Origin of the sequence: Pseudophaeobacter arcticus DSM 23566 (genome assembly GCF_000473205.1) — a bacterium.
Taxonomy (GTDB): Bacteria; Pseudomonadota; Alphaproteobacteria; order Rhodobacterales; family Rhodobacteraceae; genus Pseudophaeobacter; species Pseudophaeobacter arcticus.
On the sequence record NZ_KI421507.1, the window covers coordinates 2,153,183 to 2,174,303 of the forward strand.

General features: G+C 58.6%; 20 protein-coding genes. 15 read left to right on the forward strand and 5 right to left on the reverse strand.

Going from position 1 to position 21,121, the window contains the following annotated elements:
- Window positions 1-53 precede the first annotated feature (53 nt).
- Both ARCT_RS0114445 and ARCT_RS0114450 read right to left on the reverse strand, forming a co-directional pair.
- Window positions 54-710, reverse strand: a complete 657-nt coding sequence (locus tag ARCT_RS0114445; protein WP_027240710.1) for a TrmH family RNA methyltransferase — start codon at window positions 708-710, stop codon at window positions 54-56.
- Between the two features lie 131 nt (window positions 711-841).
- Window positions 842-1,747 (reverse strand): LysR family transcriptional regulator, encoded by a 906-nt coding sequence (locus ARCT_RS0114450; protein ID WP_027240711.1) that lies wholly within the window; start codon window positions 1,745-1,747, stop codon window positions 842-844.
- Window positions 1,748-1,843: 96 nt separating this feature from the next.
- Between ARCT_RS0114450 and metF the strand changes: the two genes are divergently transcribed.
- Both metF and ARCT_RS0114460 read left to right on the forward strand, forming a co-directional pair.
- Window positions 1,844-2,713, forward strand: coding sequence for a methylenetetrahydrofolate reductase [NAD(P)H] (gene metF, locus ARCT_RS0114455; RefSeq protein WP_027240712.1), 870 nt, complete (start codon window positions 1,844-1,846; stop codon window positions 2,711-2,713).
- A 98-nt stretch (window positions 2,714-2,811) separates the two neighbouring features.
- Window positions 2,812-3,303, forward strand: coding sequence for a PaaI family thioesterase (locus ARCT_RS0114460; RefSeq protein ID WP_027240713.1), 492 nt, complete (start codon window positions 2,812-2,814; stop codon window positions 3,301-3,303).
- 93 nt (window positions 3,304-3,396) lie between these two features.
- Here the strand turns inward: ARCT_RS0114460 and ARCT_RS0114465 are convergent, their stop codons facing one another.
- From ARCT_RS0114465 to ARCT_RS0114475, 3 genes are read right to left on the reverse strand one after another with little or no spacing between them, the layout of a single operon-like run.
- A complete protein-coding gene (locus ARCT_RS0114465) occupies window positions 3,397-4,476 on the reverse strand; it encodes a DUF2235 domain-containing protein (RefSeq protein ID WP_036784939.1) in 1,080 nt (359 codons plus the stop codon).
- Window positions 4,457-6,751 carry a xanthine dehydrogenase family protein molybdopterin-binding subunit gene (locus tag ARCT_RS0114470; protein WP_027240715.1) on the reverse strand — a complete coding sequence of 765 codons (2,295 nt, stop codon included), beginning with the start codon at window positions 6,749-6,751 and terminating at the stop codon, window positions 4,457-4,459. The genes ARCT_RS0114465 and ARCT_RS0114470 overlap by 20 nt, the downstream gene beginning before the upstream one ends.
- A gap of 47 nt (window positions 6,752-6,798) precedes the next feature.
- Window positions 6,799-7,950, reverse strand: a complete 1,152-nt coding sequence (locus ARCT_RS0114475; protein ID WP_027240716.1) for a type III PLP-dependent enzyme — start codon at window positions 7,948-7,950, stop codon at window positions 6,799-6,801.
- Between the two features lie 107 nt (window positions 7,951-8,057).
- Between ARCT_RS0114475 and ARCT_RS0114480 the strand changes: the two genes are divergently transcribed.
- The 13 genes from ARCT_RS0114480 to ARCT_RS0114540 all read left to right on the forward strand — a co-directional run bounded on the left by ARCT_RS0114480 (window position 8,058) and on the right by ARCT_RS0114540 (window position 21,078).
- Window positions 8,058-8,492, forward strand: a complete 435-nt coding sequence (locus ARCT_RS0114480) for an Lrp/AsnC family transcriptional regulator (RefSeq protein ID WP_027240717.1) — start codon at window positions 8,058-8,060, stop codon at window positions 8,490-8,492.
- A gap of 119 nt (window positions 8,493-8,611) precedes the next feature.
- On the forward strand, window positions 8,612-11,692 hold the full coding sequence (locus tag ARCT_RS0114485; RefSeq protein ID WP_027240718.1) for a valine--tRNA ligase: 3,081 nt from the start codon (window positions 8,612-8,614) through the stop codon (window positions 11,690-11,692).
- A gap of 191 nt (window positions 11,693-11,883) precedes the next feature.
- Window positions 11,884-12,177, forward strand: a complete 294-nt coding sequence (locus tag ARCT_RS0114490) for a DUF1330 domain-containing protein (RefSeq protein WP_027240719.1) — start codon at window positions 11,884-11,886, stop codon at window positions 12,175-12,177.
- A gap of 159 nt (window positions 12,178-12,336) precedes the next feature.
- A complete protein-coding gene (locus ARCT_RS0114495) occupies window positions 12,337-12,798 on the forward strand; it encodes a tellurite resistance TerB family protein (protein WP_027240720.1) in 462 nt (153 codons plus the stop codon).
- Window positions 12,798-13,238, forward strand: a complete 441-nt coding sequence (locus ARCT_RS0114500) for a tellurite resistance TerB family protein (RefSeq protein WP_027240721.1) — start codon at window positions 12,798-12,800, stop codon at window positions 13,236-13,238. Before ARCT_RS0114495 ends, ARCT_RS0114500 begins: the two co-directional genes overlap by 1 nt.
- Window positions 13,235-14,002, forward strand: coding sequence for a phosphate/phosphite/phosphonate ABC transporter substrate-binding protein (locus ARCT_RS0114505; RefSeq protein ID WP_027240722.1), 768 nt, complete (start codon window positions 13,235-13,237; stop codon window positions 14,000-14,002). The genes ARCT_RS0114500 and ARCT_RS0114505 overlap by 4 nt, the downstream gene beginning before the upstream one ends.
- A gap of 135 nt (window positions 14,003-14,137) precedes the next feature.
- Window positions 14,138-14,926, forward strand: coding sequence for an ABC transporter ATP-binding protein (locus ARCT_RS0114510; protein ID WP_027240723.1), 789 nt, complete (start codon window positions 14,138-14,140; stop codon window positions 14,924-14,926).
- Window positions 14,927-15,005: 79 nt separating this feature from the next.
- A complete protein-coding gene (locus tag ARCT_RS0114515) occupies window positions 15,006-15,716 on the forward strand; it encodes a transporter substrate-binding domain-containing protein (protein ID WP_027240724.1) in 711 nt (236 codons plus the stop codon).
- 100 nt (window positions 15,717-15,816) lie between these two features.
- Complete coding sequence (locus ARCT_RS0114520; RefSeq protein ID WP_084300965.1) at window positions 15,817-16,698, forward strand: ABC transporter permease; 882 nt, start codon at window positions 15,817-15,819, stop codon at window positions 16,696-16,698.
- The gene (locus tag ARCT_RS0114525) at window positions 16,695-17,501 is read left to right on the forward strand and encodes an ABC transporter permease (RefSeq protein ID WP_027240726.1); all 807 of its coding nucleotides are present in this window, start codon (window positions 16,695-16,697) and stop codon (window positions 17,499-17,501) included. Before ARCT_RS0114520 ends, ARCT_RS0114525 begins: the two co-directional genes overlap by 4 nt.
- A gap of 158 nt (window positions 17,502-17,659) precedes the next feature.
- Complete coding sequence (locus ARCT_RS0114530) at window positions 17,660-18,979, forward strand: glutamine synthetase family protein (protein ID WP_027240727.1); 1,320 nt, start codon at window positions 17,660-17,662, stop codon at window positions 18,977-18,979.
- A gap of 60 nt (window positions 18,980-19,039) precedes the next feature.
- The gene (locus tag ARCT_RS0114535) at window positions 19,040-19,720 is read left to right on the forward strand and encodes a type 1 glutamine amidotransferase (RefSeq protein WP_027240728.1); all 681 of its coding nucleotides are present in this window, start codon (window positions 19,040-19,042) and stop codon (window positions 19,718-19,720) included.
- Window positions 19,720-21,078, forward strand: a complete 1,359-nt coding sequence (locus ARCT_RS0114540) for a glutamine synthetase family protein (RefSeq protein WP_027240729.1) — start codon at window positions 19,720-19,722, stop codon at window positions 21,076-21,078. The genes ARCT_RS0114535 and ARCT_RS0114540 overlap by 1 nt, the downstream gene beginning before the upstream one ends.
- Window positions 21,079-21,121 lie beyond the last annotated feature (43 nt).

Below are 21,121 nucleotides of genomic sequence, written 5' to 3' on the forward strand. Positions count from 1 at the left end.
ACAATCCCTCTGGCTATTCTCTAGCCAGAGGGATTTGACATCTTTGCGCGCGCCTATGCCTCTGCCTCGCGTGGCATAACTGTCGGCAGAGGCTTGTTACGCTTTCGTTTTTTACCGCTGCGTTTATACTTACTCTGGTACTCTCTGCGCTGCTTCGTCACCTCATACAAAGTAATGCCAGAACTGGTGCCCAAATTCAGGCTTTCGATCATTCCAAACATCGGAATTGCGACGCAGGTTTCGCAATTCTCCACAGCAAGCTTACTGATCCCGCGCTTTTCATTCCCAAACCAAACCGCAAGTTTAGCGTGCTGAGTATAATCACCTTCATGCAGGTAGACATTGGTCTTCCCCTTCACATGGGGTGAAGTGACAACGGAAGTAAATCCACGCTTTTTAAGGTGGTCGATACAGTCTTGGGTGCTGTCGAACCGCTTTACAAAGGTCCACTTAACTGCAGAGACTGATGTCTTCATAAGCGATTTTCGCTCACGTATGTCCTGCCAATCTTCTGGCAAAGCTTTTCGCGGATCGACCACATAGACGCTTTCAACACCAAGCGCGTTTACATTGCGGATAACGGTTCCAATGTTCTTGATATCCTCTGGGTTTTCAATCACCGCAATCAGGTTCTTACAGCGAAACTTCTTAATCTCATCCGCCCGCTTTCGAACTGAAGGCTTTGATCTTTTCTTTTCCTCGGGCTCCATAAGTCCCCACCTCTCAAAATTTCATCGAACAGCTTTTACGTAAAAGGTTCAATATTCTTAGTGGGTTACCACCCTCAAATCAACCAACTGAAAATAGGACATATAGATCCGTAGCATAGCGCCAGAAGCGGCTACTGCTGTTGCAGTTTGCGCGCCTCGACTTTGGCCAGGCGGATCAGCTCCTGCATGTAGGGCTTTTCCCGGTCGTCACTGCGGATCGCCGCATAGAGACGGCGGGTGATGCCGGATTTGGTCAGTGGTCGCGTGACATAATCCGAGGAATATTTCACCTCGCGCACCACCCAGTCCGGCAGTACCGAGACGCCCCGGTTCGAGGCCACCAACAGCAAGATGACTGCCGTCAGCTCCACCTGACGAATGCTTTCCGGTTCGACCCGCGCCGGGATCAGCAGTTGGCTGAACACATCCAGCCGCGACTTCTCGACAGGATAGGTGATCAGCGTCTGGCCGATAAAATCCTCTGCCTCGACATAGGTTTTCTGGGCCAGCGGGTGATGCGAGGAGGCGACAAAAACCGCCTTGTAGTCAAAAAGTTCGATAAAATCGACGCCGGGAATTTCCTCGGGATCCGACGAGACCACCAGATCCACCTCCTCCTTTTGCAGGGCGGGCAGAGCGTCAAAGGCGAGGCCCGGACGAATGTCCACATCCACATCGGACCAGCTTTTGCGAAACGCCTCAAGCACCGGGAACAGCCACTCAAAACAGGCGTGACATTCAATGGCGATATGCATCCGCCCGGCATGGCCATCGCGCAGCGAGGAAAACTCGGCCTGCGTCGCTTCGACCTGAGGCAACACCTGTTCCGCCAAGCGCAGCAACCGCAGCCCGGCTGCCGACAGTTTCATCGGCTTGGACCGCCGCAGAAACAACTCCACCCCGGCTTGATCCTCCAAACCCTTGATTTGATGGCTCAATGCGCTCTGGGTAATGTTGAGTTGGTCAGCAGCCCGCGCCAGACCTCCGGCCTCGTGAATAGCCTTGATGGTGCGCAGGTGGCGAAACTCGATATGCATAACTATAGCTCAGCTCATGTTGTTCTTGAGAATTATGAAATTGTCTCACAATGCTGCACATGCAACAAGAGCTGAATTCACATGGAGAACAAAGTCATGACCAGCCCTGAGATTTCATTTGAGTTTTTCCCGCCGCAGTCGCTGGAGGCCTCATTCCGTCTCTGGGACACGGTGCAGACCCTTGCACCGCTTGATCCCCGCTTTGTGTCGGTCACCTATGGCGCCGGAGGCACCACACGGGATTTGACGCGCGATGCAGTAAAAACCCTGCATGGCAGCTCTGGGCTCAACGTCGCCGCACATCTGACCTGCGTGGATGCCAGCCGGTCTGAAACACTGGAAATTGCTGAAAACTTTGCCGCCGTGGGCGTCACCGAGATCGTCGCCCTGCGGGGGGATCCTCCCAAAGGCGCCGGTCAATTTACGCCGCATCCGGATGGGTTTGCCAATTCTGTTGAACTGATCGAAGCCCTGGCTGCAACCGGCAAGTTCATCCTGCGTGTTGGCGCCTACCCCGATCCGCACCCCGAGGCCGCAAACGCCCAGGCCGATGTGGAGTGGCTCAAGCGCAAGCTGGACGCCGGCGCCGATGAGGCCCTCACCCAGTTCTTCTTTGAGGCCGAGACCTTCCTGCGCTTCCGCGATGCCTGCGCCAAGGCGGGCATAGACGGTGACAAGCTGGTTCCCGGCATTCTGCCGATTGAAAACTGGAAAGGTGCACGCAACTTTGCCAAGCGCTGCGGTACCGTGATCCCCGCCTGGGTGGATGACGCCTTTGAAAAGGCCACGCGCGACAACCGCGAAGACCTGCTGGCCACGGCCATTTGCAGCGAGCTTTGCTCTGACTTGCTGGACGAAGGGGTGAAGAAACTGCATTTCTACACGCTCAACCGTCCCGAACTGACCCGCGATGTCTGCTTTGCGCTTGGCCTCACGCCGAACATCTCTTTGGAGAACGTAGCGTAAAGCTTGTTGCGGCTGCGGCTCTTGAGGTAATTCCAAAAAGGAACGCACTAGGGAGACCCCTGGTGCGTCTTTGGAACAGGCACAAAAAGGGCCCCGATATGGCAATTGCAAAATCCCCAGCCGATCTGTTGCCGATGGATCAGGTTGTTCAGTTTTCCGGGCTTGAGTTCATGCAGGGCGTTCTGGAAGGGCGCTTGCCCGGCCCCCCGATCGGGGCGCAACTGGGCTATACCCTGCACGAAGTCTCGGAGGGGCGCGCGGTGTTTCGCGGCACCCCGCAATTTGAAGTCACCAATCCCATGGGCACTGTGCATGGCGGCTGGTACGGCACTCTGCTCGACAGTGCCATGGCCTGCGCTGTGATGACAGCCGTCCCCAAAGGATCCGCCTATACAACCTTGGAATATAAGGTCAATATTCTGAAATCCATTCCGCTGGGAACAACAGTGGACTGCGTCGGTGTGATTGATCATGTTGGTCGCTCCACCGGGGTGGCCCATGGCGAGATCCGCGGCGTCGAGGATGGCAAGCTTTATGCGACGGGTTCAACCACCTGTATTGTGATGAATATCTTCGGCACCAAAGCCTGAGCTCTCAGGCCTGTTGAGGCGCGTAACGCACACAGCAACCAGGGACCTTGGCTAGGTTGCTGGGGATTGGGCTGCGGAGCTGTTGGGGCGGGGTTAAGGCGCATGTCCTCTCAGCCCGGCAAACCAGCCTGCTGATTTCTTCTGCAGCACCGCCGCTTGAACGCTGCTGTGCAGCCGCTCGCTGGGGTCCAGTCCCACCTGCCGTTTGCTGCGCAATAAGAAGATCTTGCCCCAGCCCTGCCAGGTGCCAACCGAGGGCGCCTTGGGATCAACAGGAAAGCGCATGCGCCAGTCTTGCGGCAGGGGCAAACCACAGTCTTCGGCCTTTTCCAGCATCCAGACCAGCGGCAGGTTCGACAGCGGTCGTGCCTCCTCGTGGCCCGCAAGCTGGCCGCCAATATCGCCATGCGCCCCGTGAAACCAGACCTGCTCGATGCGCCCATTCCACCCCTCGGGGCAGGTCCAAAGCACCGGCTTGAACACATCGCGGGTCTCGTCCAGCGCCAGGGCATGGTAGCCGTGCTTCACATGTGAGCCGAGTTCATGGTTATGAAAGGCATGACGGCTCTCGGCCCAGCGCCACATCAGGGGCAGCCGCAGCCCCAGGGCCTTGACCGTATCCCAGACGCCGATCATCTCGATTTTGGTCTCGGCGTGGCAATGCGTCCTGCGAAAGGCCTGCGCCACCTCTGGCGATCCGGCCCGCTGGTAATGACGGTAGGCCGTGCGAATATTGCGCACGGTGGCATGTTCCGCCTTCAAGAGGCCAACCTCTCCAATCACCCCCGCCAGCGAGCGTACCGCATAGGCGCCACGCGAATAGCCCAACAGGTAAATGCGATCACCCGGGTGGTAGCGCGAGGCCAGATAACCATAGGCGCGGCGGATCTGCCGGTTGATGCCGCGCCCCATCATCACATCCGGCGCGCTGGTCCAGCCGGTCCATTGCACCCCGGCTTCATAAAAGACAGAGACCTCAGCCCCCATTTCACGGCACATCTGATACAGCTTGCCGGCATGCGTCTCATGCCCCGGCTCCAGCGTCGACATGGTACCATCCAGAATGATCACATGGGCCTGCGGCCCCCGCAGCTTGGCCTCACCGGAATGCTCCGAGCGCAACGGCCGCCCGAGCCATTCAAGTAAGCGATTACTAAGCTGCTTTAGTCCCATCCTTCAGTGCTTCCCATAGTTTCAGCGGTGTGAACGGCATGTCCACCTGCCGCAGGCCCTTATCCCAGGTGGCATCTTGAACCGCATTGGCCAATGCCGCCAGAGCGCCAACTGTCCCAGCCTCGCCGCAGCCCTTCATCCCCATTGGGTTTTGTGTCGAGGGCACCGGCTCAGAGGTAAATCCAATCATGGGGACGTCCTGCGCGCGCGGCAAGGCGTAGTCCATAAACGTTGCCGTGAGCAACTGACCCTCATCGTCGTAGACCACATGTTCCATCATCGCCTGGCCCAGCCCCTGCACCACACCGCCATGCACCTGACCTTCGGCCAGCATCGGGTTGATCAAATTGCCAAAATCATCGACCACCGTATAACGGTCAACAGTGCAAACACCGGTTTCGGGATCAATCACCACCTCAGCGATATGGGCGCCGTTTGGAAACGAGCGCCCCGGCAATTGCGCCCGCGCCGCGTGACGCAGCAAATCAAGGCGCCCTTTCGCGCGGGCCATCTCTGCCGCCTCCAACATTGAAGGCGTCAGGTTTGATCCCGGTGCCCGGAAGGTCTCGCCGTCAAAATTGACCGCCTCTTCCTCGACGCCCATTTCTTCGGCCAGGAAAGGTGTAAAGGCGGCTACCATCACATCCACAGTCGCCAAGGTGGCATTGGCCTGCGTGGTCACCGAGCGCGACCCGCCAGTGCCGCCGCCCTTGGCGATGCGGTCGCTGTCGCCCTGAATGGTCGAGATCATCTCGGCAGGAATACCCGTCTGATCCGCAAGGAACTGGGCATAGACAGTTTCATGCCCCTGCCCGTTGCTTTGCGTGCCAACATAGATATTCACCCGGCCATCCTCCAGAAATTCGACTTCTGCACCTTCTGAAGGGTCGCCCAAAATACTTTCGATATAGTAACACAGGCCAAGACCACGCAGTTTCCCGGTCTCTGCATCGGCAGCACGACGGGTCGCAAACCCTGCAATATCAGCTTCGTCTTCGGCGCGCGTCAGGATCATGCCAAAATCCCCAACATCGTAGCTTTCGCCGGTTACCGTGGCATAGGGGAAATTACCCGGCGCAATAAAGTTGCGACGGTGCAGTTCAAGCGGGTCAACCCCCAGCTCCCGCGCGGCGCGGTCCATCACCCGTTCCAGCACATAAATCGCCTCGGGGCGCCCAGCGCCGCGATAGGCATCCACCTGGGTGGTATTGGTATAGATGCCTTCCACCTGCAGCCAGGCGGTTTTGATATCATAGACCCCGGCCAGGACCCGGCTGAACAGCTGGGTCTGGATCGGCTGGCCAAACTGCGAATTATACGCCCCAAGGTTACAGCGCGTCTGCACCCGGTAGGCGGTAATCTTCAGATCCGCGTCAAAGGCCAGCTCTGCCAGCGAGGTAAGATCGCGCCCGCCGTTGTCGCTGAGCATGGCCTCGGTACGGTCCGACATCCAGAACACCGGCTTCTCCAGCGTCCTGGCGGCATGGGCGACGACAAAATACTCCGGATAGGTCATCGCTTTCATGCCAAAGCCACCGCCGACATCCGGCGTCACCACATGCACGTCCTCTTCTGCCAGATGCAGCTTGGCCGCCAGCTGGCTTTTGGTGCCCCAGACGCCCTGCCCACCATAGGTGAAATGCAAACGCCCCTCGTCCCAGGTCGCAAAACAGCCCCGTGGTTCCATGGCGTTGACGATAATGCGGTTGTCTTCAACCTGCAGCGACACGGTATGGGCTGCCGCCTCAAAGGCCGCTTGTGTTGCGGCCTCATCCCCCATGCCCCAGTCAAAGGCGCTGTTGGTTGGCGCCTCCGGGTGCAGCGGTTCACCACCAGCCTGCAGGTCCAGCTTGACCGGAAGATCGTCAATATCCAGCTCAATCAGCTCACCCGCGTCACGGGCCTGATCCAGGGTCTCGGCAATGACAACGGCGATGGGCTCCCCGACAAAGCGCACACGCCCATCAGCCAGCATATGGCGTTCAGGTGCGGCACCGTCGCTGCCGTCGCGGTTCTTGACCACGGTGGCATCCATGGTGGTGGTCAGCCCCGCCGCCTGAAGGTCCGCGAGGGTCAGCACCATATGCACCCCCTCGGCGGCGCGGGCCTCCTCCAGATCCAGGGTCGAAATCACCCCATGGGCAACCGGACTGCGCAGAACCCAGGCCCGCAGTGCCTCCGCCGGGGCGCAGTCTTCGATATAACGCCCATGCCCGGTCAGAAACCGGACATCTTCGACCCGTTTGACCGGCTGACTTTTTCCAAATTTTTCCATGCTCGCCCCCTGTTCGCGCTGGCTGGTGCTTTCAGGGGACCTTAGCCTTAGTGGCGCGCTTGTCCAGAGAGCTCAATCACCGTCGCCACGTCAGACAACCCGTAACCATTGAACTGCGTGCTCATGGCAGAGGAATAGGCACCGAGCCCCGGAAACAAGACATAGTCGCCCGTCTGGCTGTCCGCAGGCAGCGGCAGGCCATCTGGCAATCGGTCCAGACTGTCGCAGGTGGGGCCAAAAACCACCCTAGGGCTGCGCCCTGCCTGCCGGTGCCGCCCTTCTGCGCTGACCACCTCGACCCGTCCCGGCAGCCCCATATCGCGGATATCAACCAGACCGCCGTAGATCCCGTCGTTCAGAAACACCATATTGCCGCCCTCGCGCATCCCCTTGATCCGCGCCGCCAATGTGAAGGATTCTGAGACCATGGCCCGGCCCGGCTCACAAATCAGCTGCGGCGGCGTGGGACCAAAGGCCTCAGCAACGGCTCCCTTGATGGCGGCAAAGACCCGCTCCAGATCCGGCGCAACCCCATCGCGATTGGCGGCAAAGCCTCCGCCGACATTCAGCCGGGCAATAGGGACACCCGCTGCATCAACAATCCGCTTGGCCGCATGGATATATTCGACCCAGGCCGTGGCATCCTCACACTGGGTGCCGGGATGAAAACACAGCGCCGGAGTCCAGCCCTCAGCGGCGACGCGTTTCAGCAGGGCAACGGCCTCATCCGGGGCCGCGCCAAATTTGCTGCCAAAGTCATAGGCCGCGCCCTCCACCGGCAGGGCAAAACGCACCGCGATCTCCTTGTCACGCGGCACGGCAGTCAGCTTGTCCAATTCGGACCACTCATCCACCGACCAACTCGCCACATCATGGGAAATCCCCGCAGCAATCTCGGCCATGGAGCGCACCGGGTTGTTGTAGTGCATCACCGCATCCGGGCTGGCCAGACGCACCGCAGCCATCTCAGCCGGAGAGGCGACATCAAAGGCCGAGATCCCGGCCGCGACCAGGTTCGACAACACCGCCTGATGCGGGTTGGCCTTGACCGCATAGGTGACCAAACCGTCAAATCCTGCCTGAAACCGCTCCGCCACCTGATGCAGCACCCGCGGCGAGAAATAAAGGATCGGGTGATCCGGGTTGTGTCGCGCCAAGTGCGTTTCAGGGTCAAGCCATAGCGGTGGGATGTGCTGCATCTGGTAAAGCCTCATGTGTTTTGCCTATTTTCGGGCGTTTTGGCGTCGATATCCTTCGGCACTTTGCCTATATTGACGAAAACTCCCGGCAGATTGCAGGCATTGAGATGAAAACAGACGAAACCGACCAGCAACTTTTGACCCTGTTGCGGGAAAATGCCCGCCGCCCGGTCTCTGATCTTGCCCGTGCGCTTGGGCTTGCCCGCACCACGGTGCAGGCGCGGATTGAGCGGTTGGAAAGCACCCGCGTGATTGAGGGCTATACGCTGCGCAGCTCTGCCGCGACACGCCCGCCGCTGCAGGCCACGGTGTTGATCTCGATCGAGCCGCGCTCTGGCCCCGAGGTGCTGTCGCGGCTGCGCAGCCTGTCGGGGGTTGAGGTGGTGCATACCACCTCGGGGCGGTTTGATCTTTTGGCCCAGGTGGTGGCCCAGACCACAGCCGAGCTGGACCAGACCATTGATCGCATCGGCGAGGCCCGTGGCGTCCGCTCTTCCGAGAGCCTGATTCATCTGGCAACCAAGCTGGACCGCACCCCCTAGGGTTCTGACCCCAGGGAACCGCCTTTTAGCCAGCAAGGCTGCACCATGGCTTTCCCTTTGCGCGCCCATTCGTTATTGGATGCAACAACCCCGAATTCAACCGACGCAGGACGACCCTCATGGCACTGGACAAGACATTCGACGCGGCCGAAGCTGAAAGCCGCCTATACAAAGCCTGGGAAGAGGCCGGCTGCTTTAAAGCTGGCGCCAATGCCGAGCCTGAGGCCTCGACCTATTGCATCATGATCCCGCCGCCCAATGTCACTGGCGTGCTGCATATGGGCCATGCCTTTAACAACACGCTGCAGGATATCCTGATCCGCTGGAAGCGTATGCAGGGCTTTGACACCCTGTGGCAGCCGGGCTGCGACCACGCAGGCATCGCCACGCAAATGGTGGTGGAGCGCGAGCTGGCGAAAGAAGGCAAGAAACGCACCGACTTTAGCCGCCCTGACTTTCTCGCCAAGATCTGGCAATGGAAAGAGCAGTCCGGCGGGACCATCATTGAGCAGCTCAAACGCCTGGGCGCGTCCTGCGATTTTGACCGCACCGCCTTTACCATGGCGGGGGCAGCAGGCGACACCCGTACCGGCCACGAGAACTCGCCCAATTTCCACGATGCCGTGATCAAGGTCTTTGTGGAGATGTACAACAAGGGGCTGATCTATCGCGGCAAGCGTCTGGTCAACTGGGACCCGCATTTTGAGACCGCGATCTCTGACCTTGAGGTGGAGAATATCGAGGTCGCGGGCCACATGTGGCACTTCAAATATCCGCTGGCGAATGGCGCGACCTATACCTATGTCGAGAAGGATGAGGACGGCAATGTTACGCTCACTGAAGAGCGTGACTATATCTCCATCGCCACCACCCGGCCCGAAACCATGCTGGGCGACGGCGCGGTTGCGGTGCACCCCTCGGATGAACGCTATGCGCCCATCGTTGGTATGCTCTGCGAAATCCCCGTTGGCCCCAAGGCGCAGCGCCGCCTGATCCCGATCATCACGGATGAATACCCCGATAAGGACTTTGGCTCTGGCGCGGTGAAGATCACCGGCGCGCATGATTTCAATGACTATCAGGTCGCCAAACGCGGCGGCATTCCGATGTATAACCTGATGGACACCAAGGCAAATATGCGCGCCGATGGCGCGCCATATGTGGAAGAGGCCGCCATCGCCCAAGCCATCGCCAATGGCAAACAGGACTTCACCGAGGCCAGCATCGCCGCGATGAATCTGGTGCCGGAAGAGTATCGCGGGCTGGATCGGTTTGAGGCCCGCAAACGCGTGGTGGCCGATATCACCGCCGAAGGTCTGGCCGTGATGCATACCGTCACCAAGGTGGTCAAGGATGAGGACGGCAACGAGACTGAGGTCTCCGAGACCGTGCCTTATGTTGAGGCCAAGCCGATCATGCAGCCTTTTGGCGACCGCTCCAAGGTGGTGATCGAACCAATGCTGACTGACCAGTGGTTTGTTGACGCCGAAAAGATCGTTGGCCCCGCCCTGGACGCGGTGAAAGACGGCACCGTCAAGATCCTGCCCGAGAGCGGTGAGAAAACCTATTACCACTGGCTGGAAAACATCGAGCCCTGGTGCATCTCACGCCAGCTCTGGTGGGGCCACCAGATCCCGGTTTGGTATGGGCCGACCAAAGATGCTCTTGAAGATTTCGACAACTACAAAGGCACTTCAAGAACTTTCTGTGGGGCGACAGAAGAAGAAGCGATTGCACTCGCGCAGGCTTACTACGGTGAGAGCGCAACTGTTTCCGTTGACGCAGAGGGAACTGAATTCGAGTACATGACAATGTACGAAAATGAAGGTGACACCGAAGGTAGTTCGACAGTTTCTCTGACCCGCGACCCCGACGTGCTCGACACCTGGTTCTCCTCCGGCCTCTGGCCGATCGGTACGCTGGGCTGGCCGGAGTGGAGCGAGGACACGCAGAAATACTTCCCGACCTCGACGCTGGTCACCGGGCAGGACATCCTGTTCTTCTGGGTTGCGCGCATGATGATGATGCAGCTGGCGGTGGTCGATCAGATCCCGTTCGATACCGTCTACCTGCATGGTCTGGTGCGCGACGCCAAGGGCAAGAAGATGTCGAAATCCACCGGCAACGTCATCGACCCTCTGGACATCATCAAGGAATACGGCGCCGACGCGCTGCGCTTTACCAATGCGGCCATGGCCAGCCTCGGCGGCGTGCTCAAGCTCGACATGAAGCGGATCGAGGGCTATCGCAACTTTGTCACCAAGATCTGGCAGGCCTGCTCCTATGGCGAGAGCCAGATTGATGCCTTCTCGGTCACCCGCGACAGCACCCCGCCCAAGGCGAGCCTGCCGCTCAACCGCTGGATCATCGGCGAGATCGCCAAGCTGCGCGAAGAGGTCGATGCGGGCTTCGAGAGCTTCCGCTTCAATGACGCCGCCAATGCGATCTATGCCACCTTCTGGAACACCTTCTGCGACCGCTATCTGGAATTCACCAAACCGGTATTCCAGGGCGATGATGCGGCTGCCAAGGAAGAAACCCGCGCCACCTTTGCCTGGGCGATTGATCAGGCGCTGATCCTGATGCACCCGATCATGCCCTTTGTGACTGAGGAGCTGTGGAATGCCACCGAAGGGCGCGGCGTCAAGATGGGCGAGGCCTCCAAGATGCTGGCCCATGCCGCCTGGCCGAGCTACCGCGCTGCCGATCTGGTAGATGCCGAGGCCGAGGCCGAAATGAACTGGGTCATCGCGGTGATTGGCAATGTGCGCTCGGCCCGCTCGCAGCTGAACGTGCCGTCGGGTTCCATCGTGCCGATGCTGGTCACCGAAATGGACGCTGCGGCACAGGGCTATTGGGATCGCAACGCAGAGCTGATCCTGAACAAGGCCCGCATTGAAAGCCTGACCCAGGCAAAGGACCTGCCCAAAGGCTGTATTTCAATCGCCGCTCCGGGGGCATCCTTTGCGCTGCCTCTGGCCGATATCATTGATGTTGCGGCAGAAAAGGCACGTCAGGAAAAGAACCTTGGCAAATTGACCAAGGAGCTGGGCGGGTTGCGTGGGCGGTTGAAAAACCCCAAATTCGCCGCCTCGGCCCCCGAAGAGGTGGTGGCAGAAGCCCGCGAAAACCTGGCCCTGCGCGAAGAGGAAGAAGCCAAGATCAAAGACGCCCTGGCGCGCCTGCAGGAAATTGGCTAGGCGGACCGCGCCCAAATAGACAGGTGACAGAAACGCCCGCCACCGCGCGGGCGTTTTTTCATATGTAACCTATATTTTTGATATTTTTTGGTATTTTCACTCGCTTACGGGGAAAATGTCTGTCGGCTCACCATTGTCTTTGCCTTGGTTCTGTATCAGCTTGTTGCATATTACAGGAGGGAGTTCTGAAGATGCCAAAGGGCTATTGGATCGCACATGTCGATGTTGACGACTTGGATCGGTACAAGGAATATATCGCAGCCAATGCAGCGCCCTTTGCCGAATATGGCGCGCGTTTTCTGGTGCGGGGTGGTGCCAAAGAGGTCCGCGAAGGCAAGATGCGCGCCCGGACCGTGGTGATCGAATTCAAGGATTTCCCGACAGCAAGATCCTGTTATGATAGTGTCTCTTATCAGGATGCCAAAGCGCTGCGGGATCCGGTTTCAACCGGCGACATGGAGATTGTCGAAGGCTACGATAACTAGCACCAAAAGCTTGACCAGCTGACAGGTTTTGGGCCTACTTACAACGTTGATTGGTCAGGTTCTCGGGGTCAGATAGATCGACCCAACCAAAGGTTTACACAATTGGCCAGGTGCGGCTCACCGCCGCTCCGGCCCTTGGATCCACGGAGTATCCCTGACATGCTCAAGAAATTATTTCAGGCCTTCAGACCCGCCGACCCGCCAGCACTTCCCGATCCGGATGCAGAACTGGCTTTGGGCGCATTGCTGGTGCGGGTCGCAAAATCGGACCGCGAATATAAGCTGGAAGAGATCAGCCTGATTGATCGGATCCTGTCGCGGCTGTACCAGCATGACGCGATTGAGGCTGCCAAGGTCCGGGCCACCTGCGAGAAATTGCATTCCGCCGCCCCCGAGACAGACACCTTTGGCCGCCTGATCCGCGAGACCACCGGGCTGGACGAACGTCTGGCGGCGCTGGATGCACTGTGGGAAGTGGTCCTGGCCGACAACAATGAACACGAAGGCGAGGTTCGCATTCTTGAAGAAGCCTATAAGGCCATGGGGCTGTCCTTTGCGGACAATGAGGCGTCGCGCAGCAAAGCCCAGGCCAAGTTCGCGGCCAGCCTAGAGGACAAATAATGTTTAAAGAACTGCTGGCCCTTCTTTTGGCTCCCGCACCAGAGCCTTTGACGGATGAAGGGGCGCGCATGGCGCTGACCGCGCTTTTGGTCCGTATTGCCCGCTCTGATCACAACTATTCCGAAGTTGAGAAAGACCGCATAGACCGGATCATCTGCTCCCGGTTTGGCCAGGATGCCGGTGGCGCGATCATTCTGCGCGAGCAGGCCGAGGCGATGGAGGCCGAAGCCCCGGATACGGTGCGCTTTACCCGCGCCATCAAAGAGGCCGTCACCCTGGAAGATCGCATTGGCGTTGTCGAAGCCATGTGGCAAGTGGTGCTGGCGGATGGGCGCCGCGACGCTGGTGAAGATGCCGTGATGCGGCTGACCGCGAAACTGCTGGGCGTGAGCGATCTGGACAGTGCCAAGGCACGCAAACGGATGGAAGAAACCACATGATTGCCTGTCTCGGCATGTATGACAGGCCTGAAACCGCTGCTGCCAATGACCTGCTCTGGTCTGCCATTCGCAACTCTCTGGAAACCGGGCCCGAAAGCCTCTCTCGCGAGATTGACCCATGGTTGGCCTGGACCTCCCCGGAGCTTTTGCTGGCCCAGACCTGCGGCTGCCCCTTCCGCACCCGGCTGTACGGCGAGGTTCAGCTGGTCGGCACCCCGGACTATGGCCTGCCAGATTGCCCGCCAGGGTTTTATCGCAGCGTCTTTGTCGCCAAAAAATCTCAGACCACGCCACAGCTGGAGCACTTTGACCAGGGCCGCTTTGCCTATAATGATGCCCTGTCGCAGTCCGGCTGGGCAGCCCCCCTTATCCATATGCAAGATCACAACATCCTGCCGGGAGCCCTGGTCGAAACCGGCAGCCATCGCGATTCGGCCCAAGCGGTTGCCGAGGGGCGCGCTGATTTTGCCGCGCTGGACCTGCTGTCCTGGGATATGATCCAGGACTACGATGATTTTGCGAATGACCTGTCGGTTGTTGATCTCACCGTGCCAACGCCCGGCCTGCCGTTAATCACCGCGTTAGACCAGGATCCTGTGGCCTTATTTCTGGCGGTAAAATCCGCCATCGAATCTCTGGATGACGCCACGCGCGCCACTCTCAGGCTCAAAGGGTTTTTGCACATCCCCACCAGCGAATACCTGGCGGTGCCAACGCCTCCGGGGCCAGTACTGACAGACCTAAAGATTAAGGCGCGCGGTTAGGGTGCAGCTGCTCATTTCGAAGACTTTGACCTCCTTTCCGTGCGGTTATCCCCAAAACTTCCCGGTTTTAACATTGCATTCAGACATTTTTTCGGTCCAATTAGGGCCAGTTTTTCACAACTGGGCGAAACCGTTTTGACCACTCAGACACCTGTACTCGAGATCCGCGACCTGCATAAATCTTATGGAGAGTTGGAAGTTATCAAGGGTGTCAATATCACTGCCCATCGCGGAGATGTTGTGTCTTTGATCGGCTCATCCGGATCGGGAAAATCCACCCTTTTGCGCTGCTGTAACCTGCTGGAAAACAGTCAGGCCGGCGAGATCCATTTCAAGGGAGAACCCATCACCTGGTCGGGGAACGGACTGAACCGCCGCCCCAGCGATGCCAAACAGGTGCTGCGCATTCGTACCAATCTGTCGATGGTGTTCCAGCAGTTCAATCTCTGGGCTCATATGACCATCTTGCAAAATGTGATGGAAGCCCCGGTCACGGTTCTGGGTCGAGACCCCAAAGAGGTTGAAGTCGCCGCCCGCCAATATCTGGACAAGGTTGGCATTGCCGACAAATGGGACGCCTATCCGGCGCAGCTGTCTGGCGGCCAACAGCAACGCGCAGCCATTGCGCGGGCGCTGTGCATGGAACCCGAGGCCTTGCTGTTTGACGAACCAACTTCGGCACTGGACCCAGAATTGGAACAGGAAGTGATCAAAGTCATCAAAGACCTGGCCACCGAAGGCCGCACAATGATGATCGTGACCCATGACATGAACCTCGCCGCCGATGTGTCAGATAAGGTTGTGTTTCTGCACAAGGGCCTGATCGAGGAACAGGGCAGCGCCGATGAGGTCTTTGGCAATACACAATCCGAACGGTTGCGCAATTTCCTGGCACCAACACGCCACCTGCGCGCAAGCCAATAACCCTTTGCCCGGCCTGAACTGGGCCGCGGCGATGACAATAAGAAACCAAAACAGAAACCAAAAAACTGGGAGTATCACCATGAAATCACTCATTCTGACCACCGCAGCGCTTGCTTTGACCGCAGGCATGGGTCTGGCTGACACTGTCCGTCTGGGCACCGAGGGCGCCTACCCTCCCTACAACTTCCTGAACGACAACGGCGAAGTGGACGGTTTTGAGCGTGAGCTGGGCGATGAGCTGTGCAAACGCGCCGAGCTGACCTGCGAATGGGTCACAAATGACTGGGATTCCATCATCCCGAACCTCGTTTCCGGCAACTACGACGCCATCATCGCCGGTATGTCGATCACCGCCGAGCGTGAAGAAGTTGTGGACTTCACCCAAGGCTACACCCCCCCGTCGCCTTCGGCCTATGCCGCATTGTCGGCTGATGTGGACCTGACCGGCGGCGTGATTGCAGCCCAGACCGCCACCATCCAGGCCAACCATGTTGTCGACACCGGTGCCACTTTGGTGGAATACCCCACTCCGGATGAAACCCTGGCCGCAGTCCGCTCCGGCGAAGCCGATGCCGTGATCGCAGACAAAGACTACCTGGAACCCGAAGTCGAAGCCTCTGACCTGGTCTTTGTTGGCGAGGATGTGCCACTGGGCGGTGGTATCGGCATGGCCTTCCGTGAAAGCGACAGCGAAATGCGCGCCAAGTTTGACGCCGCTATCACCTCGATGAAAGAAGACGGCAGCCTGAACACGCTGATTGAAAAGTGGGAAGTTGGCGGCACCTGGTAAGCCAGAACGCCTAACTGATACGCTCTTGATAAAGGGGGGCTACTGGCCTCCCTTTTCACAGTTTCGGCCGGTTGCGCCGATCTAGACGATGAGGTCTGCCATTTTCTCCTTTTGCTCTGACCCGGCCACACTCGAGACGTTTCAGTGGATGAGTTGCTATCTCACCACCGGTAAACACATGGCCTTTTATATGTCGTTTGGGACGGTTCTTTTGCTGCTGGCCTTTGCAGCGCCTGCCGCACTGCTGTTTGGTTTTGGTGGCGCCATGGCGGCGCGGGCGCGCTTTGCGCCGCTCAGCTGGTTGGGGCGTGGCTATATCGCCATCGTGCGCGGCGTGCCGGACATCGCCTTTTTCCTGTTCTTCGTCATCGCACTGGATCAGGCGCTGGAATATCTGCGCCACAGGGTTAAATGCCCGGATTGGGACCAACCCATTCGCCAGGGCAGTGATTTTATCGTCTGTGACATTGCCAAGCTGCCCCTGGGGGACGCCGCGCAGTGGATCCATGAAGTCTATGGTTTTACCATTGCCGTTGTGACCTTTGCCATTGTTTTTGGCGCCTTCGCCGCCAATGTTCTGTTTGGCGCCATGCGGGCGGTGCCCCATGCGCAGATCGAAACCGCCGAGGCCTATGGGCTCAACCATCGCCAGACCTTCTGGCGCATCCTGGTGCCACAAATGTGGACCTATGCCCTGCCCGGTCTTTCCAATCTCTGGATGGTCCTGATCAAGGCAACACCGCTGCTGTTCCTGCTTGGCGTCGAGGATATCGTCTATTGGGCCAAAGAGCTGGGCGGCTCCAAGACCGCCAAATTCACCGCCTATCCACACCCCGACTGGCGCACGTGGTATTTCCTTGGATTGTTGGTTTTCTACCTGAGTTTTACCAAGGTCTCTGAGCTGGTTCTGGACCGCATCACCACCCGCCTGTCCCATGGTCAAGCCACCCTGGCTGGCGAAGCGCAAAGGAAAGCGTCATGAGCTGCTTTCAAACCGTTCAGGACTATGCTTTGCGCTCGCTGGGGTATGGCGAACGGCTGCTGCCGCGCAGTGACTTTACCCTTTGTGAGCAGTTCACCCTGATCGGCTCTGGGATGATCTGGAATATCTATTTCGGCCTGCTGGCTGTGGTCACTGGATTTTTCTTTGCCAACCTTCTGGCGGTGGGGAAAAATGCAAAATCCCTCTGGGCCCGCAAACCCGCCGAATGGTTCATCTTTCTGTTTCGCGGCTCGCCCCTGTTCATTCAGTTCTTCTTTGCCTATTTCCTGTTCCTCAGCCTGAAAAGTGTATCGAGCGTCTTTAATCCCCTGTCCGCCGCCTGGGCTGGTGCGCTGGTCGTATTATTTCTGAATACCGCCGCCTATTCCGCCGAGATCTTCTACGGGGCGCTGCGTTCAATCCCCAAAGGCGATATCGAGGCCGCAGATGCCTATGGGCTGACCGGCTGGTCCCGGTTTCGCAAAGTCATGTGGCCAACCATGATGCGGCTGGCCTGGCCCTCCTATACCAATGAAGCGATCTTTCTGTTTCATGCCACCACCCTGGTTTTTGTCTCGGGCTTTCCGGCATGGCGGCAAAAGGGTGATGCGCTCTACTATGCAAAATACTTTGCGGATAAGACCTTCAACCCCTTTGTGCCCTACCCCATCCTGGCCTTCTATTTCATCCTGCTGACCCTGATGGTGATCTCCCTGTTTGGGGTAATCAACAAGCGGCTGAACCGACATCTGCCACAAGGCCAGCGCCCCAAGTTGAAGTACAGACCGAACTTCATGCGCTAAAAGATCAAAAATAATACCTTGTGATGGCTCCTTCGGGAGCCATTTTTTATAGCAATTCTCCCGGTCTCTCCGCTCCATTTCAAACTTTTGATCAAATTCTCTTGGCTCATTCAAAATCCTGCAGTACAACAAAGGCACCACTACCAAGGAGCCGCCCCATGGACCTGTCCAAGCTAAAAACCATCCGCATCGCCGCCTGTGATGTGAACGGACAGATGCGCGGCAAACGCATGCCCGCCTCACAGGCGGGAAAACTGGCCGATGGCGCCGCGCGATTGCCGCTTTCAGCCCTGAACGTGGATATCTGGGGGCGCGACATCGAAGACAGCCCACTGGTGTTTGAAACCGGCGATGCCGATGGCATCCTAAAGCCAACAGGACGTGGCCCGGTGCCGATGCCCTGGCTCGAGACCCCTTCGGCTCTGGTCCCGATGGTGCTGGAAACCGACGATGGCGCGCCCTTTATGGGCGATCCGCGCCAGGTGCTGGCACAGGTGCTCGACGGCTATGCGGCCCGCGGTTGGACGGTGATGGCCGCCACCGAAATGGAATTCAATCTGGTGGATGATAGCGGCCACCAACCCGGCCCCCCGGAGCATCCCCACACCGGGCGTAAACTCAGCCAGCAATCAGTGCTGTCCTTGCAAGAGCTGGACGCCTTTGATGGCTTTTTCACCGATCTCTACGCGGGCGCCGAAGAGATGGGCATCCCGGCACAATCGGCGATTTCCGAGGCCGGATTGGGCCAATTCGAGATCAACCTGAACCATCAGGACGCCCTGCGCGCCGCAGATGATGCCTGGTTGTTCAAAGCCTTGGTCAAAGGGCTTGCCCGCGCACACGGGATGGCGGCCACCTTTATGGCAAAACCCTATGCCGAGGAAGCCGGCAATGGCATGCATGTGCATTTCTCGGTGGTGGACGCGCAGGGCAACAATGTCTTTGATGATGGGACGGAAACCGGCACAGAACTGCTGCACCAGGCCGTTGCTGGCTGTCTGGCGGCGATGCCGGCCAGTACGCTGGTCTTTGCGCCGCACGGCAATTCCTATGCCCGTCTGGTGCCCGGCGCCCATGCCCCGACCGGCGCTGCCTGGGCCTATGAAAACCGAACGGCAGCCATCCGCATTCCCGGCGGCAGCCCCAAGGCGCGGCGCATTGAACACCGCACCGCTGGCGGTGACATCAACCCCTATCTGATGCTCTCTGTTGTGCTGGGGGCCGCCCTGCTGGGCATCACCGACAAAATGGTGCCGCCCGCCGCCTCCAGTGGCAATATCTATGAGCAGACCGATCTGCCGCAGCTGGCCCCCGATTGGGAGACAGCAATTTCCCGATTCGAGGAAAGCCCGCTCATCGCGCGCATCCTGCCGCAGATGATGATCCGCAACCTGGTGATGACCAAACGCCAGGAACTGGCGGGCTTTGCCGCCCTGCCGACAGATCAACATTGGCTCAGCTGGTTGGAAGCGGTATGAACAGGATCAGTCCCGAGGCGCGGCCTCACCCTATCCCCTTTTGATCAAATCTGGTGAACTATGAAAATCGGCATCCTGCAAACCGGCCACGCGCCCGAAGACCTCATTCAGGGCTCGGGTGACTATGACCAGATGTTTTGTAACCTCCTGGCAGGGCATGGCTTTGAGTTTGAGACCTTTGCGGTCGTTGACGGCCAGTTTCCCCAAAATGCCGATGCCGCCGATGGCTGGATCATCACCGGCTCGCGCCATGGCGCCTATGAGCCCCACGACTGGATCCCGCCGCTGGAAGATCTGATCCGGGACATTCACGCCAGGAAACAGCCCATGGCCGGGATCTGTTTTGGCCATCAGATCATCGCCCAGGCGCTTGGCGGCAAAGTCGCCAAATACGATGGCGGCTGGGCCGTTGGGCATGTCACCTATCAACAGGACGGCACGCCCTTGACCCTGAACGCCTGGCACCAGGATCAGGTGATCGAGCGCCCCGCCGAGGCCCGCGTGCTGGCCGGCAATGCGTTCTGTGAAAACGGCATCCTCGCCTATGGCGACCATATCTGGACCCTGCAGCCACATCCTGAATTCAGCAATGAGTTCACCAGTGGCCTGATCACCAAACGGGGCCGTGGCGTGGTGCCTGATCAGATCCTGGACCAGGCCAGTCAGCAACTCGACACCCCCGTAGACTCCCCCGCAATTGCAACTTTCCTCGCAGAATTTATGAAGAAAGAGAGGACTTAATGTCATCTTGGCTTGACGATCTTCCCGAAGCGGCAAAGACCTATCTGGAGGGCCGTCGTCTCGACGAAGTTGAATGCGTTATTTCGGACCTCCCCGGTATTGCCCGAGGTAAGGCAGTACCGGCATCCAAGTTTGCAAAGCAGGACTTCTTTCACCTGCCCGACAGCATCTTTTATCAGACCATCACAGGCGATTGGGCCGAGGCCGCTGATGACGATGGCTGGATCGAAAAAGACATGACGCTGCACCCCGATATGTCCACCGCCACTGCGGCGCCTTGGACCGGGGACTGGACCTTGCAGGTGATCCATGACGCTGTTGACCGCAACGGCGACCCGATCCCCTTTAGCCCGCGCAATGTGCTGAAACGGGTGGTGCAGCTGTATCACGATCAGGGCTGGGATCCGATTGTGGCGCCAGAGATGGAGTTCTTTCTGGTGGCGCGCAACATCGATCCTGCCAAAAAGATCGAACCCATGATGGGGCGCTCTGGCCGCCCGGCCGCCGCCCGTCAGGCCTATTCAATGACCGCCGTGGATGAATTTGGCCCTGTCATCGACGACATCTATGACTTTGCCGAGGCCCAGGGGTTTGAAATCGACGGCATTACCCAGGAAGGCGGCGCCGGTCAGCTGGAGATCAACCTGCTGCACGGCGATCCGGTCAAACTGGCGGATGAGGTCTTCTATTTCAAACGGCTGATCCGCGAAGCCGCGCTGCGCCACGATTGCTTTGCCACCTTTATGGCCAAGCCGATCGAGAACGAGCCCGGCTCGGCGATGCATATCCATCATTCGGTGCTGGATCGCAAAACCGGCAAGAATATCTTCTCTGCCGAGGATGAATCCGAAACGGATGCCTTTTTCCACTTTATTGCCGGGCTGCAGAACCATCTGCCGGCGGGCATCGCGGTGATGGCGCCCTATGTGAACTCCTACCGGCGCTATGTCAAAGATCACGCGGCCCCGATCAATCTGGAATGGGCGCGCGACAACCGCACCACCGGCATCCGTATTCCGCTCTCCAGCGCCTCGGCGCGGCGGGTTGAAAACCGCATTGCCGGAATGGACTGCAACCCCTACCTGGGCATCGCGGTCTCATTGGCCTGCGGCTATCTGGGATTGATGGAAAAGAAACACCCAGGCAAGCAGTTCCAAGGCGACGCCTATGCGGGCGATGGCGATATTCCGCAGGTCATGGGCAGTGCCCTGGATCTGTTTGAAGAAGCAACCGCCCTGCACGAGGTCCTAGGCCCCGAATTTGCCCGGGTCTACAGCATCGTCAAACGCGCCGAATATGAGGAATTCCTGCAGGTGATCTCCCCCTGGGAGCGCGAGCATCTGCTGATGAATGTCTAATAAGCTTCACATAAAACTCTGACGCAGCACTTAGCTGCGGCGT

Bases quoted from the DNA above. Each gene is read 5' to 3' on its own strand.
- ARCT_RS0114540 (WP_027240729.1), top strand. From the start codon at position 19,720: ATGTCATCTTGGCTTGACGATCTTCCCGAAGCGGCAAAGACCTATCTG.
- metF (WP_027240712.1), top strand. From the start codon at position 1,844: ATGACCAGCCCTGAGATTTCATTTGAGTTTTTCCCGCCGCAGTCGCTG.
- ARCT_RS0114485 (WP_027240718.1), top strand. From the start codon at position 8,612: ATGGCACTGGACAAGACATTCGACGCGGCCGAAGCTGAAAGCCGCCTA.
- ARCT_RS0114445 (WP_027240710.1), bottom strand. From the start codon at position 710: ATGGAGCCCGAGGAAAAGAAAAGATCAAAGCCTTCAGTTCGAAAGCGG.
- ARCT_RS0114505 (WP_027240722.1), top strand. From the start codon at position 13,235: ATGATTGCCTGTCTCGGCATGTATGACAGGCCTGAAACCGCTGCTGCC.
- ARCT_RS0114470 (WP_027240715.1), bottom strand. From the start codon at position 6,751: ATGGAAAAATTTGGAAAAAGTCAGCCGGTCAAACGGGTCGAAGATGTC.
- ARCT_RS0114490 (WP_027240719.1), top strand. From the start codon at position 11,884: ATGCCAAAGGGCTATTGGATCGCACATGTCGATGTTGACGACTTGGAT.
- ARCT_RS0114500 (WP_027240721.1), top strand. From the start codon at position 12,798: ATGTTTAAAGAACTGCTGGCCCTTCTTTTGGCTCCCGCACCAGAGCCT.
- ARCT_RS0114480 (WP_027240717.1), top strand. From the start codon at position 8,058: ATGAAAACAGACGAAACCGACCAGCAACTTTTGACCCTGTTGCGGGAA.
- ARCT_RS0114530 (WP_027240727.1), top strand. From the start codon at position 17,660: ATGGACCTGTCCAAGCTAAAAACCATCCGCATCGCCGCCTGTGATGTG.
- ARCT_RS0114535 (WP_027240728.1), top strand. From the start codon at position 19,040: ATGAAAATCGGCATCCTGCAAACCGGCCACGCGCCCGAAGACCTCATT.
- ARCT_RS0114460 (WP_027240713.1), top strand. From the start codon at position 2,812: ATGGCAATTGCAAAATCCCCAGCCGATCTGTTGCCGATGGATCAGGTT.
- ARCT_RS0114515 (WP_027240724.1), top strand. From the start codon at position 15,006: ATGAAATCACTCATTCTGACCACCGCAGCGCTTGCTTTGACCGCAGGC.
- ARCT_RS0114450 (WP_027240711.1), bottom strand. From the start codon at position 1,747: ATGCATATCGAGTTTCGCCACCTGCGCACCATCAAGGCTATTCACGAG.
- ARCT_RS0114525 (WP_027240726.1), top strand. From the start codon at position 16,695: ATGAGCTGCTTTCAAACCGTTCAGGACTATGCTTTGCGCTCGCTGGGG.
- ARCT_RS0114495 (WP_027240720.1), top strand. From the start codon at position 12,337: ATGCTCAAGAAATTATTTCAGGCCTTCAGACCCGCCGACCCGCCAGCA.
- ARCT_RS0114465 (WP_036784939.1), bottom strand. From the start codon at position 4,476: ATGGGACTAAAGCAGCTTAGTAATCGCTTACTTGAATGGCTCGGGCGG.
- ARCT_RS0114475 (WP_027240716.1), bottom strand. From the start codon at position 7,950: ATGCAGCACATCCCACCGCTATGGCTTGACCCTGAAACGCACTTGGCG.